At 68.3% G+C, this 19,802-nt stretch carries 14 protein-coding genes and 2 pseudogenes; 14 read left to right on the top strand and 2 right to left on the bottom strand.

What is annotated here, in order from left to right; translation table 11 throughout:
• Positions 1 to 9: 9 nt before the first annotated feature.
• Entirely contained in the window at positions 10 to 1,182 is a 1,173-nt protein-coding gene (locus QP166_RS05110; RefSeq protein WP_333914935.1) for a hypothetical protein, read from the top strand.
• Between the two features lie 54 nt (positions 1,183 to 1,236).
• Here QP166_RS05110 and QP166_RS05105 read toward each other — a convergent pair whose 3' ends face one another.
• On the bottom strand, positions 1,237 to 1,692 hold the full coding sequence (locus QP166_RS05105; RefSeq protein ID WP_333914934.1) for a hypothetical protein: 456 nt from the start codon (positions 1,690 to 1,692) through the stop codon (positions 1,237 to 1,239).
• A gap of 164 nt (positions 1,693 to 1,856) precedes the next feature.
• On the opposite strand from QP166_RS05105, the pseudogene QP166_RS18940 reads away from it, so the two are divergent.
• The 11 genes and pseudogenes from QP166_RS18940 to QP166_RS05055 all read left to right on the top strand — a co-directional run.
• Positions 1,857 to 2,426 (top strand): annotated as a pseudogene (locus QP166_RS18940) (DNA cytosine methyltransferase); the annotation flags it as partial.
• 481 nt (positions 2,427 to 2,907) lie between these two features.
• A complete protein-coding gene (locus tag QP166_RS18935; protein ID WP_443027188.1) occupies positions 2,908 to 3,093 on the top strand; it encodes a hypothetical protein in 186 nt (61 codons plus the stop codon).
• A complete protein-coding gene (locus QP166_RS05095; RefSeq protein ID WP_333914932.1) occupies positions 3,090 to 5,558 on the top strand; it encodes a hypothetical protein in 2,469 nt (822 codons plus the stop codon). The genes QP166_RS18935 and QP166_RS05095 overlap by 4 nt, the downstream gene beginning before the upstream one ends.
• Positions 5,559 to 5,765: 207 nt before the next feature.
• Positions 5,766 to 6,908, top strand: coding sequence for a hypothetical protein (locus tag QP166_RS05090; RefSeq protein WP_333914931.1), 1,143 nt, complete (start codon positions 5,766 to 5,768; stop codon positions 6,906 to 6,908).
• A gap of 107 nt (positions 6,909 to 7,015) precedes the next feature.
• Positions 7,016 to 7,504, top strand: a complete 489-nt coding sequence (locus tag QP166_RS05085) for a hypothetical protein (protein WP_333914930.1) — start codon at positions 7,016 to 7,018, stop codon at positions 7,502 to 7,504.
• Positions 7,491 to 7,703, top strand: coding sequence for a hypothetical protein (locus tag QP166_RS05080; RefSeq protein ID WP_333914929.1), 213 nt, complete (start codon positions 7,491 to 7,493; stop codon positions 7,701 to 7,703). The genes QP166_RS05085 and QP166_RS05080 overlap by 14 nt, the downstream gene beginning before the upstream one ends.
• Positions 7,704 to 7,715: 12 nt before the next feature.
• Positions 7,716 to 8,312, top strand: coding sequence for a hypothetical protein (locus QP166_RS05075; RefSeq protein ID WP_333914928.1), 597 nt, complete (start codon positions 7,716 to 7,718; stop codon positions 8,310 to 8,312).
• Positions 8,313 to 8,519: 207 nt separating this feature from the next.
• Positions 8,520 to 12,296: a helicase-related protein gene (locus QP166_RS05070; RefSeq protein ID WP_333914927.1), complete on the top strand. Its 3,777-nt coding sequence runs from the start codon at positions 8,520 to 8,522 to the stop codon at positions 12,294 to 12,296.
• A complete protein-coding gene (locus QP166_RS05065; RefSeq protein ID WP_333914926.1) occupies positions 12,293 to 13,237 on the top strand; it encodes a hypothetical protein in 945 nt (314 codons plus the stop codon). Before QP166_RS05070 ends, QP166_RS05065 begins: the two co-directional genes overlap by 4 nt.
• On the top strand, positions 13,216 to 13,572 hold the full coding sequence (locus tag QP166_RS05060; protein ID WP_333914925.1) for a hypothetical protein: 357 nt from the start codon (positions 13,216 to 13,218) through the stop codon (positions 13,570 to 13,572). Before QP166_RS05065 ends, QP166_RS05060 begins: the two co-directional genes overlap by 22 nt.
• Positions 13,569 to 14,486, top strand: coding sequence for an HNH endonuclease (locus QP166_RS05055; protein WP_333914924.1), 918 nt, complete (start codon positions 13,569 to 13,571; stop codon positions 14,484 to 14,486). The genes QP166_RS05060 and QP166_RS05055 overlap by 4 nt, the downstream gene beginning before the upstream one ends.
• A gap of 666 nt (positions 14,487 to 15,152) precedes the next feature.
• On the opposite strand, the gene QP166_RS05050 is transcribed toward QP166_RS05055, so the two are convergent.
• Positions 15,153 to 16,187, bottom strand: coding sequence for an IS110 family transposase (locus QP166_RS05050; protein ID WP_333914923.1), 1,035 nt, complete (start codon positions 16,185 to 16,187; stop codon positions 15,153 to 15,155).
• Between the two features lie 515 nt (positions 16,188 to 16,702).
• Between QP166_RS05050 and QP166_RS05045 the strand changes: the two are divergent.
• Together QP166_RS05045 and QP166_RS05035 are read left to right on the top strand one after the other, a co-directional pair.
• Positions 16,703 to 17,616, top strand: a pseudogene (locus QP166_RS05045) (formylglycine-generating enzyme family protein).
• 174 nt (positions 17,617 to 17,790) lie between these two features.
• Entirely contained in the window at positions 17,791 to 19,584 is a 1,794-nt protein-coding gene (locus QP166_RS05035; RefSeq protein ID WP_333914920.1) for an arylsulfatase, read from the top strand.
• Positions 19,585 to 19,802: the final 218 nt, after the last annotated feature.

Raw genomic sequence — 19,802 nt, 5'->3', positions numbered from 1 at the left:
CCTGTCCCGATGACGCGCCGCCGATCTCATGATGATCAGGGCCTCAACCCAGCGCTTTGCACGCAAAATGTCGATTTGAGCATCGCGCACCTGCCACTCGTCAGTGACGACACCGCCTACGACCCGATAGAGTGGATGCATCCTGATAGCCGGATGGCACGCTCAATCAGCGAATTCACGCAGTTACTCGCTCCCATCATCAACGACGCCGACATCTCGCCTGCAGAGCGCCGTGCATTGCGTATTGGCTTGGGGCTGGGCACTGACCGGAAGCTTCCCGAGACCCTCTCTCTTGCCAATCTGAAAATTCGAAAAAGTGCGTATGAAATTTTGTTTGAAGCGGTGAAGCCGCTGTGGAAGCCGCCCAGCACGCCTCGCCGCTGGTTTTTCGTCACCCTCATCAGCGATGTCGGCAACAGTCTTGAATACCAAACCGTCATCGAGTTGGCGCGTTGCCGCCGCGATTTCGCAAAGGTCCTCGGCCTCACCGGCTTGCACGCCGTTGGCCTGCTCGAGCTTCAGGCAGTCTCCAACTACCCCGGCGGCGGCCACGGTCGCATGTTTGAATTTCACGCCCACGCGCTGGGCTACACCGATGATCCCCGCTTCAAGCCCCAGGCCACTGCCCGCCTTCTTCGAGATCGCAACATCCTGACCAGCTGGCTTGGCGCGCCCACCGTCACCATCAAACCCGTCAAGACGCTTGCACGCCTGCGTAGTCAATGCTTCTACCTCTTCAAGGCGCCGGTGAAATGCGGTCGGCTCATGAAAGACGCGTATGAGCAGAGCGGGTACAAGCGCTTTCGCGGGTCCATCAATCGCCCATCGCTCGCGTTGCGCTTGGCAGAGTCGTTGTGCCACATCGAGTTTGATCATGCGGTGTTCTGCACGGGTCTAGGCGGCAAGGCCTTGAAACGCGATCTGCTACAGCGCCTGCGTGCATGGCACGCGCGATGCCCCGTCGTTTCGAGCCGCGACCTGCCAGCGCGCATCCAAAAGTTTGGGCTGGCAGTCGAACCACGCTGCCTCGCCAGCCCGTCGACATACGACGCAGCACAGCACTGGCGGCGGATCCCAAGTGGGAAAACGCCGTCAATGAGTTGCGCGCTAAGCGTGTGGATCGCGGTTAGCTACATGTCTGGAAACGTCATAGCTGTAACGGGCGGCGTGCCCATTCCGTAATCTGTAAGGCTCGACCTCAGCCGCCGCTAGAGCGATGGTGGCTAGGTCGGCACCTCATCGGCCCAACAGCCAATTTGACCCAGTTGCGGACACTGAGGCCGACCTAGTAGCTTCCCCAAACCGGTCGTTCATTAACGTTCCTTTTTTCTGCTTGCGTCGTTGAACCAAGGCTTCGTCAGCCGGTGTTCGGCAGGAATGCTGGTTGAGGCGCCAGATCGTGTTGCCGGTGCCGTACAGGCTCTGCGGTTCGCCACTGCTCATGACGGTCATGCCCGTGCTGACGACGCCAACCACGTGGCCGCCTGCGTTGACCACGGGACCGCCGCTCATGCCGCCCGGCCAGTCGCGATCCACCCGGAAGAACGGCCATGGCCGTCCGCGCGACCTGTCTTCCGGCTCGATGTCGGTGATCAGTGCCGCAGACCTGTAAAGATATCGGGAGATCGGTCGGGCGACGTCGGCATCGGCGTCCGCCTCCCCAACATCCAGATCGGCGAAGCCGTAGGCCACGACCTTCGCGCCGATCTCTGGGTGCCAACGGCGCAGATCACCGCACGCGATTTTCTTCGACGTAGCTCTTCCCCCCGCGCTGTTCGGTTGTAAGCTGCTCAGAACGCATTGGAGAATGTCTTGAGAATGGGGGAAGAAGGATCAGCGGTTCCGGACACTTTTCCATGCTGGAGCGAGTGGGGGCGGATTTGATCAAAGGGTCGGAAGCCCCACTCACGTTTTACGAGTTCTTCGCGGGCGGCGGCATGGCGCGTGTGGGCCTGGGCGCTCGCTGGTCGTGCTCGTTCGCGAACGACAACAGCGCGCTCAAGGCTGCAGCTTATCGGGCAAGTTGGGGCGATGGTGAGCTGGACGAGCGGAACATTGATGACGTGCGGGTGGAAGACCTGCCAGCGGAGGCCCACCTCGCTTGGGCCTCCTTCCCGTGCCAAGACCTGTCGGTGGCCGGCGCGGGCCGTGGCGTCGGATCTTCCGATGATCGCGCGACGCGATCCAGCGCGCTGTGGCCGTTCATGGACCTGATGGCCGACCTGAAGCTCGAGGCGCGACATCCCTCTGTCATCGTTTTGGAGAACGTGCCTGGTCTGCTATCGTCAAACGGCGGGCGCGACTTCGCCGCCGTTTGTGAGGCGCTGGCCAAGCTCGGCTACGCGTTCGGTGCGGTCACGGTGGACGCGAAGCTTTTCGTCGCGCAGTCGCGACCGCGGGTGTTCGTCATAGCCGCCCGGGGGGATCTGTCCGTTCCCGCCGACCTCCAGGTCGACGCACCGGTGCGGCCCTGGCACAATCCCGCGATCGCGACCGCGCGCGCACTGCTGTCCCCGGCGGCATCCGAGAGGTGGCGTTGGTGGACGCTGGGCGAGGCCCCGGAGCCGCCGGAGAGCGCCTTGGCCGACGCGCTCGACCTTTCCGATGCCGCGGACTGGCATCCCGAGGAGGAGACCCGACGCCTGCTGGCCATGATGCCTCCTGCGCACAGGGCTCGGCTCGCTCTCGCCCGCGAGGCAGGTCGTCCGATGGTCGGCAGCCTATATCTGCGCATGCGGCCTCGCCCCGACGGGGACGGTAACGTGCAGTGTGCTGAAATCGCTTTCGGGCCGACCCTCGGATGCCTGCGCACTCCGCGCGGTGGCGCTTCGCGGCCGCGAGATCGTGGTCGTGGACGGCGACCTGGTCAGGACGAGGCTGCTCTCGCCTCGCGAGGCGGCTACCCTGATGGGCCTGCCGTCGGACTATCCACTGCCCGTGCGGTACCAGCATGCCTTCCAGCTGATGGGCGACGGCGTGGTCGCGCCGGTCGTGTCGTTCATCGCGCGCACGATCATCGAGAGGATCGTCACGGCTCCTGCTGAACCCGCTGCCCGTCGCGACGAGGACGCCGCAGGAAGGCTGCCCGCTTGAGCGGCGATGCGCTGCCGACCACGCTTGCGGCTTGGGAGCGGGCGCTGGTCGACCACTTCCTGCGGCTAGGCGAATGCGGCGATGCGTCGCCCCTGCGGTCGTTCGAGATCACCGGCGAGACCCTCGCCGCGGTCTTCCCGGACGCCGCCGCCACCGCTGGGCAGGCGGAGGAGGCGTTCAGGACCGCGGTTCGGACGGACCCGCGCGTGTTCGACGCCTTCCGCTCCGGCACGCCCCGCATCGCAGGGACGACCCGCCCGGAGTGCTTCGCCTACCTGTGCGCGTCGCTTCTGATCGATACTCTGCTCGACGGTGCCTATTCGGGGCAGGGCCAGTTCCGCGAGCGCCTGAAGATCTGGCTGGGCACGTCGCGGACCATGATGCAGCTGCCCGGCATCGCGTCGATGTGGCACGATCTGGAACACTGGCTTGAGGCGCGGCTCGCCGCTGGTGAGCCGTTCCGCAGGCTCGTGCTTCCCGACCCCCGCTCGTGGACCCAGATCGGCCACACGCGTCGCCTGTCATTCCCTACCCGCTCGGACGTCCGGTTTCTGGAGAAGGCGCTCGCCAACTTTCCCCGGGGCGCCTCCGACCCGCCCGGCCTGATCCGCGCGATCGAAGCGGCAATAGCCCGGGACGGCGCGTCGTGGGGCATGGAGTCAGCGTTCGCCGAGTTTCGGGACGCGTTTCGCGGCGGCGGCGCGTCCACGGGCCATCGCTTCTGGCGGCTCGTGCTCAGGGCCGCGAACAACAGGTCGGCCGGCGACGGGCCGAACGATGTCTCGCTCAGGATCGAGTTTGACGAGGATGGTCGCGCGGGGCTGCGTCTTGACGGTTCCCCGGTCGTCACGCTCGCCGCAGCGATGCGCGCCATCCCGGTGGTCCGAAGTGGAAACCTGGCCGCGGCCGCGCAGCGCGGGGTGGTGTTCTTCCGGCAGACGGGCATGGCGAGCTGGGCTGCGGAGTCGGATCCGCCGCCCGGTCGCGTCCACGTTGGGGTGGCGCCGACGCACGCCGCGGTCGCGCGCGGGACCAACGCCGCGTTCGCGCCCAACGGCGATTGGCTGCTGACGGCCGCGCCGGTCCCGCCAGGCACGGTGGACGATTTGCTCGCCAGGCTGCAGCTGTCGAGGCTCCGCCGCGAGCGCCTGATCGACGTCTCCGTCGAGGGTGGCGTGAGCACCGGCTCGGGAATGCTGGGACGGAGGCGGTTCCTGCCCCGCATCGTCGCGGCGGGCCGCGCCAGCGCCGTCCGCGAGGTGGTCGAGCGGGGGCTGTCGCCCCCGTCTGCCCGCTGCGATGGCGGACAGATCGCCGCCGACGCCGACCTCGACGGCTCGTACGAGCTCTCGGTCTCGTCCGGTACCAGCGGCGACGCGCCCGAATGGACACGTCGCGTCCGCTTCTACCGCGATGCCGCGCCCCATGGCGAACTGGGTCGAGCGGCCGAGCGGGGGCCGGCCGTGGCGGAATGGCTCGTCGATCAGGTTGAGGGTGAAGGCGCTCTGCCGTCGCCGTCGGTCCTGCCGCCCATCGTGTGGGAGGGCGGGCTGTGCGGTGTCGGCGACCTCCTCGAGGCCGTCTACGCGTCGGGACGGTCGGGGCTCGGCGACGCGGAGATCATCGACCTGGTGTCGCGCGCGGGCGCCCCGCTTCGGGCTGGGAAGTGCTGCGCGCCATGCAGGAGTCCGGCTTCGTCGCGGCGCGGCATCGCGCTCGGTGGCGGGGTCGTTTCTGGACGCTGGAGCCCGTCACACTCGGGGCGACCGCTTGGGGCACCCTGGTCGATGGCGCAACATGTGCGGCACTCCAAGAGGAGTTCAGGCAGGTGGCGGTTGGCGCCGGCGGAGCTCCGTTCCGCGTGCGACCGCTCTCCGCCTGGGCTCCGCCGATCATCGGGGCGGTCGGCGTCGATCCTCTCGCGATCTCCGGGGCGCTGGGCTGGCCGGTGCGCGAGGGCACGTCCTCTTCAGCCGCAGCCGGGCGCATCGAGATCTCCGAACTGGTCGCCGCCGATCATGTCCGCGCCTCGTCCTGGGATTGGACGCGCAGGCGCTTCGTCGTCGGTATCGCCTCCGAGGGTCCCGTCGAGATCGAGCGGTGGGCGCATCCCGGCGGCCGCGACCATGACCAGTACCGGGTCCGCTGGACCGGCGGCGAGACCTGTCACGCCACCCGGACCGCGGCGATCGCCCAAGGCCATTCGATCGCGGGGATCCCGTTCCTGGAGGTCCGCGACGGGTTGCTTGTGCGCACGTCGGCGGAAGGAGCCCTCCCGTTCGAACTGGCCCGGCGGCTGCGGGTCGCCGCGCTCTCCTGCGCAGGTCCTGCGGACGGCGGTGGCTACACATATCCGGTCGACGTCGCGACCCTCCGCGCCTTCGCCGACGCGTTGCCCGGAAGCCTCGCGGGATTGCCCGAGACCGCCGCGGTCGCGCCGGGAGCGGCTGGCGGCACGCCGCTGACGCGTCCGCGTCGTGACGGCGGCCGGACACGGCTCCGGTGGCACGCCGGCAGGGTGCTCGCGGCGTGAGCGGCGGGCGCCCCTGGTACGCGGGCAAGGTCGCGAGGCGCAGCGGCGGGCGCGCGCCGGTGGACGTGCTGGTCCGTCGCGGCACCGAGGACTGGGAGTCGATCGAGGCGCCGCGCAAGCTTTTCCCAAGACCGGCCAGGTGGAGCTGCAGGGTCCGGCGGCGCTCGAGGCCAGCTCCGGCGAGTGGGTCGCCTTCCAGGTGGCCGACGAGGGCCGCCCCGGCGCGAGGCAGGTCCGGGTGGGCGCGCATCGCTTCCTGAGCCGTTTCGCCGACCTGCGCGGATTGGGAACGGTAGAGGCGGCCCGGTTCCTGTTAACGCGCGAGGGCTGGGACGGTGCTGCCGAGGCGGGTCACTGGTCGGTGCGCTTCTCCGACGACCGCGTCCTCACCATGCAGCTCGAGCGCGCCCGCGACGGCCGGCTTCGCTGCGCCGACCGGAGTCTCGGCAAGGTGGCGTGCCTGTCATTCGACGAGGGATGCGCGTTTCCGGAGCCGTCGGGCGCCACGGGGCGTACGCTGTACGACCCGGTGGACGCCCCGCCGCTCGCCGTTCACGACTGGTCTCCGGGTGCCGACTATGTCGCCCACGTCGTTCGGGCTCTGGCCGGCGCGGACGATCCGCGCCTGCCCGAGCTGATCGCCTGGCTGGACCTGCACCGGGAGGAGAAGACCGGCCGCGTGTCCGCGATCGGCACCGACCACGAACTCGCCTTCGAGGCCCTTCGCTCCGGCGACCTGGCGGCGCGCCTGAGGGCGGACCGCGAGGTGATGGCAGCGTACCTCGCCGCAGCCCGCGGCGATCCCCAGATCGCGGCCGCGGTTGAAGCCGCGATTGCCCGCGAGGCGGCGCATGCGCGCGAGGATGCGCGCGCCGCGGCGGAGCGCGAGTTCGAGACCGAGCTGGACGGGCGTAGGGCCGAGCAGGCCGCGCGCATCGCGGCGCGCGAGGCCGCGCTGGCGAAGGCGGCGGACGAGCGATCCTCGGCGCGCGAGCGCGAGCTTTCCGCCGACCTGGAGCGTCGCCTCGCGCAGCGCGCTGCGCAAGGCGAGGACGAGGCCCGACGTCATCGGGAGGAGGCCGCGGCGACGGTCGAGGCCGCGCGTTCGGAGCGGGAGAGGCTCGAAGCGGAGTGCGACGCCCTTGACGCGCGGGCGAGCGAACTCCGCTCCGAGGCTGATGGGCTCAAGGAGGCTGCCCGTGCAGCCGCCGAGCGTGCGGCGGCGGCGGAACGCGAGTTCGCTGAGCGCGCCAGGCGGGGCATTGCCACCCCCGGGCGGTAACCGAGATCGCGCAAGCCGACGCGGGTGCGGTCGCCTCCTTCGACGTGGCCGAGCTCGGGACCCGCATCGCGTCGTGTGCGCTTCTCACGCCGGCGGGCAAAGCGCTCATGGCCGACTTCGCCGCACTCGCGCTGGCCGGCGAGGTGCCGGTCCTCCACGGACCGCAGGCGGAGGACTTCGCGCTCGTCGCCGAGGCGCTGCTAGCCGCCGGGCGCCTCGTGCCGTTCGACGCCGACGAGACGGTGATCGCGCCGGACGACATCTGGTCGCGGCCGGGCTCCGGTCTCGCCTCGCAGGTCTCGCAGGCGGCTGCGCTGGCGTCGGAGGGGCACGTCCACCTCGTTCAGCTGCGCGGCATCGAGCGCTCCGCAGCCCGCTCGTGGCACCCCGCCCTCGCTGCGCTCGCCCGCAGGGGCCTGATCCCGCGGCGACTGCTTCTCTTCGCGACGCTGCTGGATCAGGACGCCTCGGAGGCCGCTTCGCTCCCCCGGCACCTGCCGCCTCGCGGTCGAGGGCGCCGTGGCGCCGGGGTCCGCCCTGCTGGCCCCGCGCCTACTCGGTTCCGGCTCCCTCGCGGGACGCTTGGATCCGGGTGATCGCGCGCAGGACCTGTCCGCCGCGGACGCGGCGCTCGCATCCCTCGCTGCCGACGGCACGGACTTGGAAGTGGCCGTGGCGGTCAGGACGGCGCGGATCGCGGCGGAGGCGGCGGCGATCACGCCGGACGACGGGACGGCGGGCGAGCGCGCGGCGCGCCGTTTCCTGACGATCATCCGCGGTAGTACCGGAAGCTAGAGGGGACAACAGGTGCTCGACCCGATCGGCGGCTTCGACCGCATCCAGGACTTCTTCAGGTCCTACGTGGAAACCAGCTTCCGCATCTCCGATCCGGTCGTCGCGGAGGCGCGGCGGGCTCTGCTCGAGCGCCCCGACGTCTTCGCCACGCTGCCGTTCGTCGAACCCGTCCCACGCTACCGATCCAGCGAGCGCAGGCTGGAGGAGCTGGTCGACCTCGCGCACGGGCCGCTCGAGCCGCTCAACCGCGAGGCGCGCGTCGCGTTCGTCGAGCTCGCCCTGTCCGGTCTGTTCGAGGGTTCGGCGTCTCAGGGCGAGCTGCGCCGAGCCTCGGGGTACGCGCCGTACCAGCACCAGGTGGAGATGCTGGCGCGCGGGATCAGGCCGGGCCGGCCGGGCATCGTCACGTCCGGCACCGGCTCCGGCAAGACCGAGAGCTTTATGCTGCCGATCCTCGCCGCCATGGCGCAGGAGGCGATTGGGTGGACCGCGCCGTCGGCCGGCTATCTCAGCGATCGCTGGTGGGCGACGCCGCGGTCCAAGTGGACTCCCGGCGTGTCGGCGAGAACCGGCCGGCCGCGGTGCGCGCCCTCGTGCTCTACCCGATGAACGCCCTAGTTGAGGATCAGATGGTGCGTCTGAGGCGGACCCTCGACTCCGATGAAGCGCGGGCGACCATGGACGCGCGCTTCGCCGGCAACCGCCTCTTCTTCGGCCAGTACACCGGCTCGACGCCGGTGACCGGCTACGAGCACCACCCGCGAGATCTCGGGCGAGGAGTCCGAACGGCGTCGCCGGAGCCGCAGGCTCCGGCAGTTGCGGCTCGCTCTCCTGGACTACGACGCCGACCAGTCCGCGGCCCGGCGGCACGACGCGGCGGAGGCCGAGCTCGCGCGCGCCGAGGGCCGGCCCGCCCCTGATCTGACCCGCTACATCTTCCCGTCGCTGGACGGCGGGGAGATGGTCTCTCGATGGGACATGCACGACAGCCCCCCGGACCTGCTGGTCACCAACGCCTCGATGCTGGGAGCCATGCTTTCGCGCGAGGTTGAGCAGGGTATCTTCGAGCGGACCCGGTCCTGGCTGGAGTCCAGCGACGATTCCTACTTCTACCTGGTCTTCGACGAACTCCACCTGATCCGCGGCTCGGCGGGCACGGAGATCGCCTACTTGGTGAAGTCCCTCGTGCAGCGGCTCGGCCTTGATCACCCCGGCCACCGCCACAAGCTGCGCATCCTCGCATCGTCGGCCTCGCTCCCGATGGACGGCGAGCGCGGCCATCAGTCGCGGCGCTATCTGCGCGACATGTTCGCGCCTTTCGGCACCAGCTCGGGTCCCGGCGACGCCGGCTCCGAGACCACCGAGTTCTGGGAGAGCTGCGTGGTGCGGGGCGTGGCCGAGCTCCCGGCGGCGGGCGCCAGCACCCCCGCCGCTGAGCCCTTCGAGGCGCTGCTCGGGGCCTGCGCCGCGGGCTCAGACATGGTCGCACGCCTCGACGACGGTGCCGCGGCCCAGGGTGCCATCGACGAAGCCGCCGCGGCGCTGGGGATCCCGGAAGGGGAACGCACGGTTCGCGCGCTCGCCGAGGCGGCCGCCGCGGTTCTGACGGACGCGTGCCGCGAGGGGGACGGCGTCCGCGCGCGATCGGTCGGCGACATTGCGGGACGGGTCTTCGGCGACCCGGCTCGCGTCGAGGCCGTCCGTGGGCTGATGCTGGCGCGCGCGCTTCCGGAGTCCACCGCCTTCCGCGACGCGGTCCGCGTCGACCCGGCGACGCCGTCCTTCCGCGTCCACTGCTTCGTGCGCAACGTGGAAGGGCTGTTCGCCGCGCTCTCCGTCGACGACGAGGGCGGGGTCCGCTACTCCGATCTGGGCGTTGAGCGCGGGCTGTCGCACGCAGCTCCCGCGCCCGGCGAAGTGCGCGGGCCGCGGCTTTTCGAGCTGCTTTACTGCGAGGCGTGCGGCGATCTGCTCGTCGGCGGGCAGCGGGGAACGGCCAACGGCGGCAGGCGCGAAACCGAGCTCCTGCCCGCGACGGCGGAGCTGGAGAACCTGCCGGAGCGCGCGGCCGCCGAGTACTACGATTCTATGACCTTCGACCAGTTCGCGGTGTTCTGGCCGCGACGGTCGGATCCGCAGGTCTCGGAGAAGGGCTACGACGATTGGGAGGCGGCGAGCCTGGATCCCGAGACGGGCGTGCTGACGGTCGGAGGCGAGGTTCCCGCCGGCTCTATCGGCGGGCGTCTCTACTTCCAGGCCGACGCCGCCGTGCGGAACGGCTCGACTCTCGGCATGAAGTCCGCGCAGCCCTTCTGCTGTCCCAAGTGCGGCACCGACTACTCGAACCGACCGTCGACCAGCCGTTCCCGTTCGCCCATCCGCGCGTTTCGCACCGGCGTCAGCAAGGCGTCCCAGCTCGTCGCGACGGAGCTATTCGAGCTGCTCTACGCGATTGGCGCGGACCCGAAGAGCATCGTCTTTTCCGACAGTCGGCAGGACGCGGCCAATCAGTCCCTTGAGATCGAGCGCCTGCACCTGCGCGACCTCAGGCGCGAGGTGCTGGTCTCGGTGGCGCGCCGCTACCTGGAGCGGCGGTCGGCCGAGGCGCTCGACCGTACGGCCGCCTTCGCGCGCGCCGGCGAGCTGCTGGCCAGCGGCACCATCGAGGGCCAGGCCGAGGCGATGGCGCTGATGGCCGAACTCAATCAGCAGACCACGGACCGCCAGGTCAGCGTCGCCAACCGCAAGGTTCAGCTCGCGCGCATCTTCGACGTGGGTGCCCAGGGCGACGCCGTCGGCGAACTCATAGCGGAGTACGTGCGGCTCGGCGTGCATCCGTTCGATGAGGTCGGTCTGCAGACGTTCATGAAGAGGCCCTGGCACGAGGCGTTCCGGGAGGAGGCGGGGGTCGTCCGCTACAGCACCGACCTCTCCGACGCCGACAAGGCCAAGCTCTGGGGCAGGATCTTCGACCAGCAGACCGAGCTCGTCGACGACGTTATCTTCGCCAACACGTTCTTCGCGCTCGAGGAGACCGGCCTCGCCTACCCGTCGCTCTCCGACGGTGCCGGCGACGACGTCGACCGCATGGACGCGTGGCTGCGCGTCTTCGCCAGCGCCACGCGCGTGCGCGAGAACAAGTTCTTCGACGAGAACGGCGCCAGGGAGTGGCCCGACGCCTCCGCAGTGCCCCGGACCAATCGCGTCCTGCGCTTCGCCCGCGCGGTGTTCGGCGACGACGGCGGGGCGGGCCTGACCGGCATCCTGCATCGGCTCAGTGCGATGGGCCACCAGAACGGCCTCTTCAGGATCCAGAACGTGTACCTGCGGATCGCGCGCGAGGACGATCCGTACTGGCGGTGCGGATCGTGCGAGCGCGTCCACATGCACCGCGGGGTCGGCCTGTGCACCCGCTGCTACGCGCCGCTGTCGCCGGAGGCGACGGGACGGGTTGAGGAGCTGTGGGCGTCGAACTTCCTGGGGAGGCGGATCGTGCGCGGGCAGGCCGAGGGCGTCAGGCGCTTCCGGCTGCGGTGCGAGGAGCTGACTGGGCAGACGGACGACTTCTCCGACCGCTTGCGGAAGTTCAAGGGCATCTTCGTCGAGGGGGAGAACCCGGTTTCGCGACGCGCGCGGGAAATCGACATGCTCTCGGTCACGACCACCATGGAGGTGGGCATCGACATCGGATCGCTGCAGAGCGTCTACCAGGCGAACATGCCGCCGCAGAGGTTCAACTACCAGCAGCGGGTCGGCCGCGCCGGACGTCGCGGGCAGGCCTTCTCGCTCGTGGTGACCTTCTGCCGCGGGCGCAGCCACGACGCCTACTATTTCGCCCATCCCGCCGCGATCACCGGGGATCCGCCCCCGCCGCCCTTCCTCGCGGCCGATCACGACCCGATTCCGATGCGCCTGCTCCGCAAGGTCTGGCTGCGTGCCGCCTTCGACCTCCTGCGCCGGGAGTACGAGGACCAGGGGGTCGGCTTCCCGAGCGACGGTCTAGTGCCGCCCGACGTGCATGGCGAGTACGTGCCCACGGACGAATACTACGGCGACGTGGCGGGCGAGGATTGGCCGCTGGCGCTTCGCCGCGCGCTCGCGGCGACGGAGGATGTTCGGGACGGCTTCGTAGAGGCGGCCACGATCGATCGCGACCAGCGCGCGAGGCTTCTGGCGAACGCCACGGTCGACGCGATCGTCGGCGAGATCGAGGCTCAGCGCCGCTCGCGGATTCATGGCGAGCGCCGGGGTCTGGCGCAGTTCCTCGCCGAGCGCGGGCTGCTGCCGATGTACGGGATGCCGACCCGCGTCAGGCAGCTCTACCTCGGGTTGCGCGCGCAGAGCGAGGATCGGAACACCGACTACGACTGGTCGACGATGGACCGCGACCTGGACATGGCCGTTTTCGAGTTCGCGCCGGGTTCGGTCCTCACCAAGGACAAGCGGAAGCATCGCGTGATCGGTTTCACCGGCACCCTGCTGCCTCCGGACCGGCGGGGCAACGACGTCGTCGTCGCCGCGGCGTCCGACTGGAGGAGTCCGAGCACAGCGTCGCGCTCTGCCCGCAGTGCGGTTCAGCGAGCTACGCCGTGACGCGGCCCATCGGGGCGCTGCCGTGCGAGGACTGCCGGGCGGACATCCCGGCCGACGCGTTTCTCGACTATGTCACGCCTTCGGCGTTCAGAACCGACTTCAGGCCGGAGCGGAACGACCTCGACACGATCGGCCGGATGTCGACCCGCACCGTCGCCACCCTGCTGCACGGGGGTGAGACCGCGGACATCGGCAACGTCCGCGTGAGACGCGGCGCTGGCGTGACCATCATGCAGCTGAACGACGGGCCCGAGGACGATCTTGGATCGGCCGCGCGCTTCGCGGTCGTCGAGGCGCAGGATCTTGGCGTACCAGTCCCGCCCGCGAACTGGATCACGGAACTCCAGGGCACCCAGGCCGTCGATCCCGACGTGGCCCGCAACCCCGGTTCAGGCGGGCGCTGGGCGGTCGAGCCGGGTTCGGACGCGAGATTCGGTCTCATCGCGAAGAAGGAGACCGACGCGCTCTACCTCGAGATGATGTCCCACGACCCCCGCCTGACCTTGTTGAAGGTGGCCAGGAGAGGAATGGACTCGCACCTGCCGACGCGCGCGGCCGCGATCAGCGCAACGCAGATGCTGGTGCAGCGGGCGGCGATTGATCTCGACGTCTCGTCCGACGAGTTCGAGGCGCTTGAGCCGCGACTGAGGGACGGGCGGCCGATGCTCCAGGTCGCCGACGCTCTCATCAACGGCTCCGGCCTCTCGCGGCGCCTTGGCACCGATACGAGCCAAGGCCGTCCGCAGATCGTCGACCTGATCCGCAGCGTGGTCGAGGACCGGGGAGGTGGCCGCTGGTCGACCTGCTCGCGATCGACGACGAAGGCGAGCACGCGGCCAGGTGCCAGACGTCGTGCTACCGATGCATCCAGCGCTACTCGAACCGTCCGTACCACGGACTCCTGGATTGGCGGCTTGGGTTGTCCTACCTCCGCGCGATGATCGAGCCGGGGCACGCGTGCGGCCTCGACGGCGACCTGGCGCACCCCGAACTGGCCGGGTGGCACGAGCGTGCCGCCGCGCTGGCCGCGACCACCGCGCGGATGCGTCCGGGATCGTTGGTGGCGGGCGTGCATGCAAGCTCCGGACTGCCCTGCCTCGTCGAGAACGGCGGGGGCGGCAGGGCCCGGACGATGCTGGTTATCCATCCGCTCTGGAAGCGCGACGGACCAGAAGGCGAGGCGCTGGCCCGAAGCGACGATGTCCTCTTCGTCGACACGTTCGAGCTGGAGCGCAGGCCGCTCCGGGCGCTCGAGGACGCGCGGCGAGCGGCATGAAGGCCGTCTTCGATGCCAAGGTGGGCTCGCCCTACAGGGACGACGTCGCCAGGCGGTACCATTTTCCCAAGCGGCTCTACCTCGACGTGATGCTCGCGACGCGAGGCGACTGGATCGTGTATCGCGAACCCTACCGCAACGGCGGGTCCAAGGCGTACTTCGGCGTCGCCCGTGTCGTGGACGTCATCGATGATCCGCTCGACCCCACTCACGCCTACGCGCTAGTGGCCGACTACCTGCCGTTCGATGCGAAGGTGCCGTTCGCGACCGAAGGACGCTACGAGGAGGGCCCGCTCCGGGTGCTGCCGGAACGCGCGGGCGTGGGGGTCGCGTTGCGCGGCAGGTCCGTCAGACCGCTGGAGGACGTCGACTTTGCCGCGATCTGTCTGAAGGGGCTGAGTGCCACGCTGGCGCCGGCGAACTCGCGCAGGTTGGATGTGGGTCCCCCGGAGGCGGCGCTCGCGGCTGAGGCGGCGGCAGCGGACGCGCCAGAGGACCGCGCGCGGCGGGTCGCGCAGCTGCTGGTCAACAGGCGCATCCGCGACGCCAGCTTCCGCGGAGCAGTCCTGGCCGCCTACGACGACACCTGCGCCGTGACCGGGCTTCGCATCATCAACGGTGGGGGACGCGCGGAGGCGCAAGCCGCGCACATTGTGCCTGTCGCCCTGAATGGACCGGACGTTATCCAGAACGGCATTGCACTGTGCGGCACCGCACACTGGCTCTTCGACCGCCACCTCGTTTCGGTCGGTGAGGATTACCGCCTCCTGGTCGCCCATAACTTGCTACCCGAGCACCTGAGGCGCACATTCCTCCCGACGGACGGTCGGCTGCACCTGCCCGGAGACGAACGCCTATGGCCCGGATCCGACTACTTGGCACATCACCGCGAAAGGTTCGCGAGCGCCAGCTAAATCGAGGCGGGTCGGACCGAGCCCAAACGACATCCCGCCGACCTCGGCGGTTGGCGATGCGCGAGCAGCCAAAGGTTGGCTGGTGACGACCACGTCGCGGCTCGTTGATTGATCGGCTAAGGGATTCGGATGGCCGAAATGGCTATTCCGCTTGTCACGAGCCAGTCTGCGTCTTCGATTCCGACCGGCTGCTGAATGAACGGCGACTATCTATTTCGCGCTGCTCCAAACCAAACGTGCGGCAATCCGCCAGTTGCTCCCGTCGACCGTTCCTGAATGAATCGCGAGTTTCGAGATTGCTGGTAGATTGGTCGGATGACCGAGATTAGGGCGCAAAGCTGCCGATAGGGAAGCCTGAACAAATGGCAGCTTAGCGCTAGTGGGCACCCGTAAGCGGACTGGCCGCTTTCCATCTGTGGACGCCCCTTCGGTTGCAAGCGGTATCTGGAAGTTCTGACACGTAGTCGGATGCTGCCATCTGTCCGGCCTTTGATGCAGCGCTGAGCTGCTGGCCCGTATGGGAGTTCGCGGACCGGAACCACATCACCAACAGCGTGCTCATGGCACGGTGGAAAGCCCTGGTTCTTCCGGCCCCGTCTCGCCGACTCTTGTGCCATACCCTCCTTCGACCGACCGCGCCCTCCGACGCCTCTGGCCCGCCTCGGCTTACGCCGCGACTGCGACCGGAGCTCTGTAATCCTCTTGCCTGACCAGCAACGCCCAGACGGTGCGGGCCATCTTGTTGGCGAGCGCGACCGTCACCAGCATTCGTGGCTTCCTGGCCAGCATGCCCTCGAGCCATGAGCCGGCCGGCGCCCCGCGCTTGCTCACCTGGAGCACGACCGCGCTGGCGCCGATGATCAGCAGGCGCCTCAGCGTTCGCTCGCCCATTCGCGAGATCGCGCCAAGCTTCTGCTTGCCGCCGGTGGACGCTTGTTTCGGCACCAACCCCAGCCAAGCGGCGAAGTCGCGGCCCTTGGCGAACGTCTCTGCCGGTGGAGCGATCGCCGCAATGGCCGTGGCGGTGATCGGACCAATGCCGGGGATGGTCATCAACCGGCGTGCGACCTCATCCTCGCGAGCGCGACGCGTGATCTCCTTGTCCAGCTCGGCGATCCGCCTGTCGAGCACCGCCAGCATGTCGACCATCATGGCGAACATCGGCCGCGCCGCCTCCGGCAGCGTTTCCCCGATCTCGCCGTCTTCGAGCAGGTCTGCCAGCACAGCGAGGTGAGCGGCACCCTTGGGTGCGACCCAGCCATATTCCGCCAGGTGCCCACGGATCGCATTGGCGATCTGGGTCCGCTGCTTCACGACCAGATCGCGCGTGCGAAACACCAGCGCCGCGGCCTGCTGCTCCTCGCTCTTCACCGCCACAAACCGCATGCTCGGTCGTTGTGCTGCCTCGCAGATCGCTTCGGCATCCACCGCATCGTTTTTGTGCCGCTTTACGAATGGCTTCACGTAAGCCGGCGGAATCAGCCGGACCTCATGGCCCATCGCCTGGAGCTCGCGAGCCCAGTGATGCGCACCGCCGCATGCCTCCAGTGCCACCACGCAGCGCGGATGCTTGGCGAAGAAATCCAGCAGCTTGCCGCGGGTCAGCTTGCGACTGAACACCATTACGCCGCGCTCATCAGCGCCGTGCGCGTGAAAAACATGCTTGGCGATATCCAACCCGATCGTGGTAACCTCTGACACGGACGCCTCCCTCAGTGGTGTTCAACACCTCCACTCTGGCACATCGATGCCGTCGGGGGCGTCCACCCCATCACCACCGACAGCCGTTCGAGGCCCCGGCCTGCCACATGAACGAGTGGCAGCTTAAGCTTGCGGCTGCCCCGAAGCGGCCAATCCCTAATCCACCAGGTCTGGACATTGAGGTGGAGGAACCCTCCGCCTCTGCCGACTTTTCTCCCCAGCAAAAGGTTGCGGAACCTGTCCCATACTACTCCTTCCATTTCATCGAAAGAATCGCACCATCAAACCGTGGGATAAAACACTCTGGGAATGCCAATCGGGAACAAATACCGGGAAAACCGGCGACACACGGAAATGGCGCCATCTCGCGGTGATCTGGAGTGTTCGCTTGCCAGTGTGTCAGCCAGCGAGAAAGGTTGCTGGCGTTAACGGTATCGGAAATTGGTGGTGCCGATTAAACAAGCAAGATGCATAGGTCTTCCCAGCTCTCGAATCAAATCCCCTCTCATAAGGGGATGAGGAGATTACCGACACGAAGCTTCAAGATGGGATCGGACCGCTTCTATCCTGAAGAGGCACCGGTCCATGAAGCCCAAGTCGAAGAGTTTTGGATAGACGAGGTGCCTGTAACCAACGAAGCGTTTGCCCGCTTCGTCAGCGCAACGGGGCACGTGACGATGGCGGAGCTTGCGCCGGACGTGACCCACTGCCCAGCATTCAACAGCAAACCGATCGATGCGGGATCGTTGGTATTTCAGCGGACCGATGCACCCGTGCCTACCGACGATCCCTCGCTGTGGTGGCATTTCGTTACCGGCGCCGACTGGCGGCATCCGACGGGACCGGACAGCGGGATCGAGGACCTGGGCGACCATCCCGTCGTACATGTCGCGTTTGCCGATGCCCTCGCCTACGCCCGATGGGCCGGCAAAGAGCTGCCGACCGAAGCGGAATGGGAATATGCCGCCCGTGGCGGGCTCGAGGACGCGGATTATGCATGGGGCGATACGCTGGCGCCCGACGGCGTGATGATGGCGAACTATTGGCAAGGCCTGTTTCCATTCGCGAACCAGCTCCTCGACGGCTATGAACGGACGTCGCCGGTTAAGGCCTTTCCCGCCAACGGCTATGGCCTCCACGACATGATCGGCAACGTGTGGGAGTGGACAGCCGACTGGTACGGCCGACCCCAAGCGGGCGGCGCAGGGCCAAGGGATGCTGCGGCCTGCCCACCGACCCGCGGCGTGGTCGCGAGCGCGACAGCGTGGATCGCGACGGCAGCTCCCTGCTGGGTCGCAAGGTGCTGAAGGGCGGATCGCATCTTTGCGCCGCCACCTATTGCCAGCGCTACAGGCCGGCCGCGCGCCAGGCGCAGACGATCGACACCTCGACTGGGCACATCGGCTTTCGCTGCGTCGTTCGCGTCTGACCGTCGCGAGCAACGAACCCGGTATAGATCAGCACTAAGTTCTGCCCATATTAGCCGATCGGCGTTGCGATGGTGGGGGATCGCTCTAGGCTGCACCAGACGAGGGCCGAGCTACATCATGAAAGGGCGAGAAAAATGCGATCGTGGCTTGCCTTAGCGTCGGCGTCGCTAATCGTGCAGGTCGGGACCGTGCCGCACGTCGTCGCGCGGCCTGATCTGGCCGCGAAAGCTAAAGAGGCGCGGCGCCCCAACGTCATCCTGATCGTCGCCGATGATCAGGGGTTCGGCGATGTTGGCTTCAACGGCAACAAGGCCATCCGCACGCCGGTACTCGATGCGCTCAGCCGGCGCGGCGTGACGCTGGACCAATTCCACGTCAGTCCCGTGTGTGCGCCCAGTCGCGCCAGTATCCTGACCGGGCGGGCATCGTTGCGGACCGGTGTGTGGAGCGTGACGCGCGGTGGCGAGGCCATGCGGCCGTCCGAGGTCACGATGGCGGAAGCGTTTGCGGCGAACGGCTATGCGACGGCGGCGTTCGGCAAATGGCACAATGGCGCGCATTTCCCGTCGGATCCGGTTGGCCAGGGTTTCCAGACGTTCGACGGCTTTGTCGATGGCCACCTCAATTACTGGAACCCGGCGCTCGTCCGGGGCGAGCGGCGCTATGTCGCACGGGGGTATTTGACTGACATCCTCGCCGATCGCGCAGTGCGCTACGTCGAGCAAAGCGGCGACAAGCCGTACTTCCTCTATGTGCCGCTGCCGGCGCCCCACTCGCCCTACGAGGCCAAGCCAAACTTGCTGGGGCGATACAAGACGGCGGGGTTGGACGACGCCACCGCGTCGATCTACGCCCTCGTCGAGGATTTCGATCACAATGTCGGGCGCATCCTGAACGCCGTCCGCGCGAAGGGGCAGCAGGACGACACGATCGTCGTGTATCTGTCGGATAATGGACCCGTCTATCCCGACAAGAAACAACGCTACAATGCCGGGCTGACGGGATCGAAGGGAAGCGTCGACGAGGGCGGCACGAGGGTGCCGTTCGTTATGTGCTGGCCGGGGCACCTGGCCGGCGGCACTAGGATCGCTACGCCCGCCCAGCACATCGACATCTATCCGACGCTGATGGAACTGGCGGGTATTACCCCGCCGCCTGGCCCCGCCATCGACGGCAAGTCGCTCGTCCCCATGTTGACGGGAAGATCGGCCGGTGGCGATTGGGACACGCGGTATCTGTTCACGCATCAGCTACGCAACACGCGGCGACCGGACGAGGTCGCCATCCAGAGCTCGCCCGGCGCGGTTCGGCAGGGGCGCTGGCTTGCGACCTTCACGCCCGATGCGGGCTGGGCCTTGTACGACGTCATCGCCGATCCGTCGCAGGCGCTAAACGCCTCCAGCAAGGATCCGGCGCGCCTCGCCGCGATGAAGGCGGCCTATCTCGCCTGGTACGCCGACGCATCGTCGGGGGCGAGCGCCGTGCAGCCGGTGCAACTAGGGCTGCCGGGCCACGAAATGACCGAGCTGCCCGCCAACGAGGCGAGCCTGTACGGCAGCGGCATCCACTATCATGGCGATTGGGGATGGGCGCACGACTGGGTCGATCGCTGGACCGACACATCGGCCTCGATGCGTTGGCTGGTCCGGGTGAGCAGGCCGGGCCGGTACCGGGTGAGCGTCAGCTATGCGACCGCCGGCGGTACGACGGGACCGCGCATGGTCGCCTCGTTCGCCAATGCGAGCGCATCCGCGATACTGCCGCTGGCACCTCCGTCTACGGCGTCATGGGGTCGGCGCACCTATCCCACCGACGAGGTGCCCGAACGGCGCTGGGCTCGAGGCGAGCTGGGATATCTCGACCTGCCGACGGCCACCGCCTGGCTGTCGCTCCACTCGGTCGGCCTGCCCGCGGGTCAGGTGGGCGACGTGAAGGCGATCCGGCTGATCCGCGAGCCGGACCGGTAGACGGGAGTCGCGGACGCCGGATCGCGTTCCCCGTCGGCGGCGATCGCATCGGGACAATCACCGTCGCTCGGCAACGCGCCGGCACTCAAGGCGGCCGGAGCGCTCGGCACCGGACGCCTGGCCGATGTGCTGGGACGTCGGGCGGTGATGATGATCGCGGTTGGGCTGTTCCTGCGTCTTCGATATCGACGCCTCGACCCGGCGCCTCATCGCCGGGC

It is taken from the genome of Sphingomonas sp. LR60 (assembly GCF_036855935.1).
GTDB lineage: Bacteria > Pseudomonadota > Alphaproteobacteria > Sphingomonadales > Sphingomonadaceae > Sphingomonas.
Note: the sequence above shows the minus strand (reverse complement) of the source record. Positions and strands in the feature narration are given on the sequence as shown.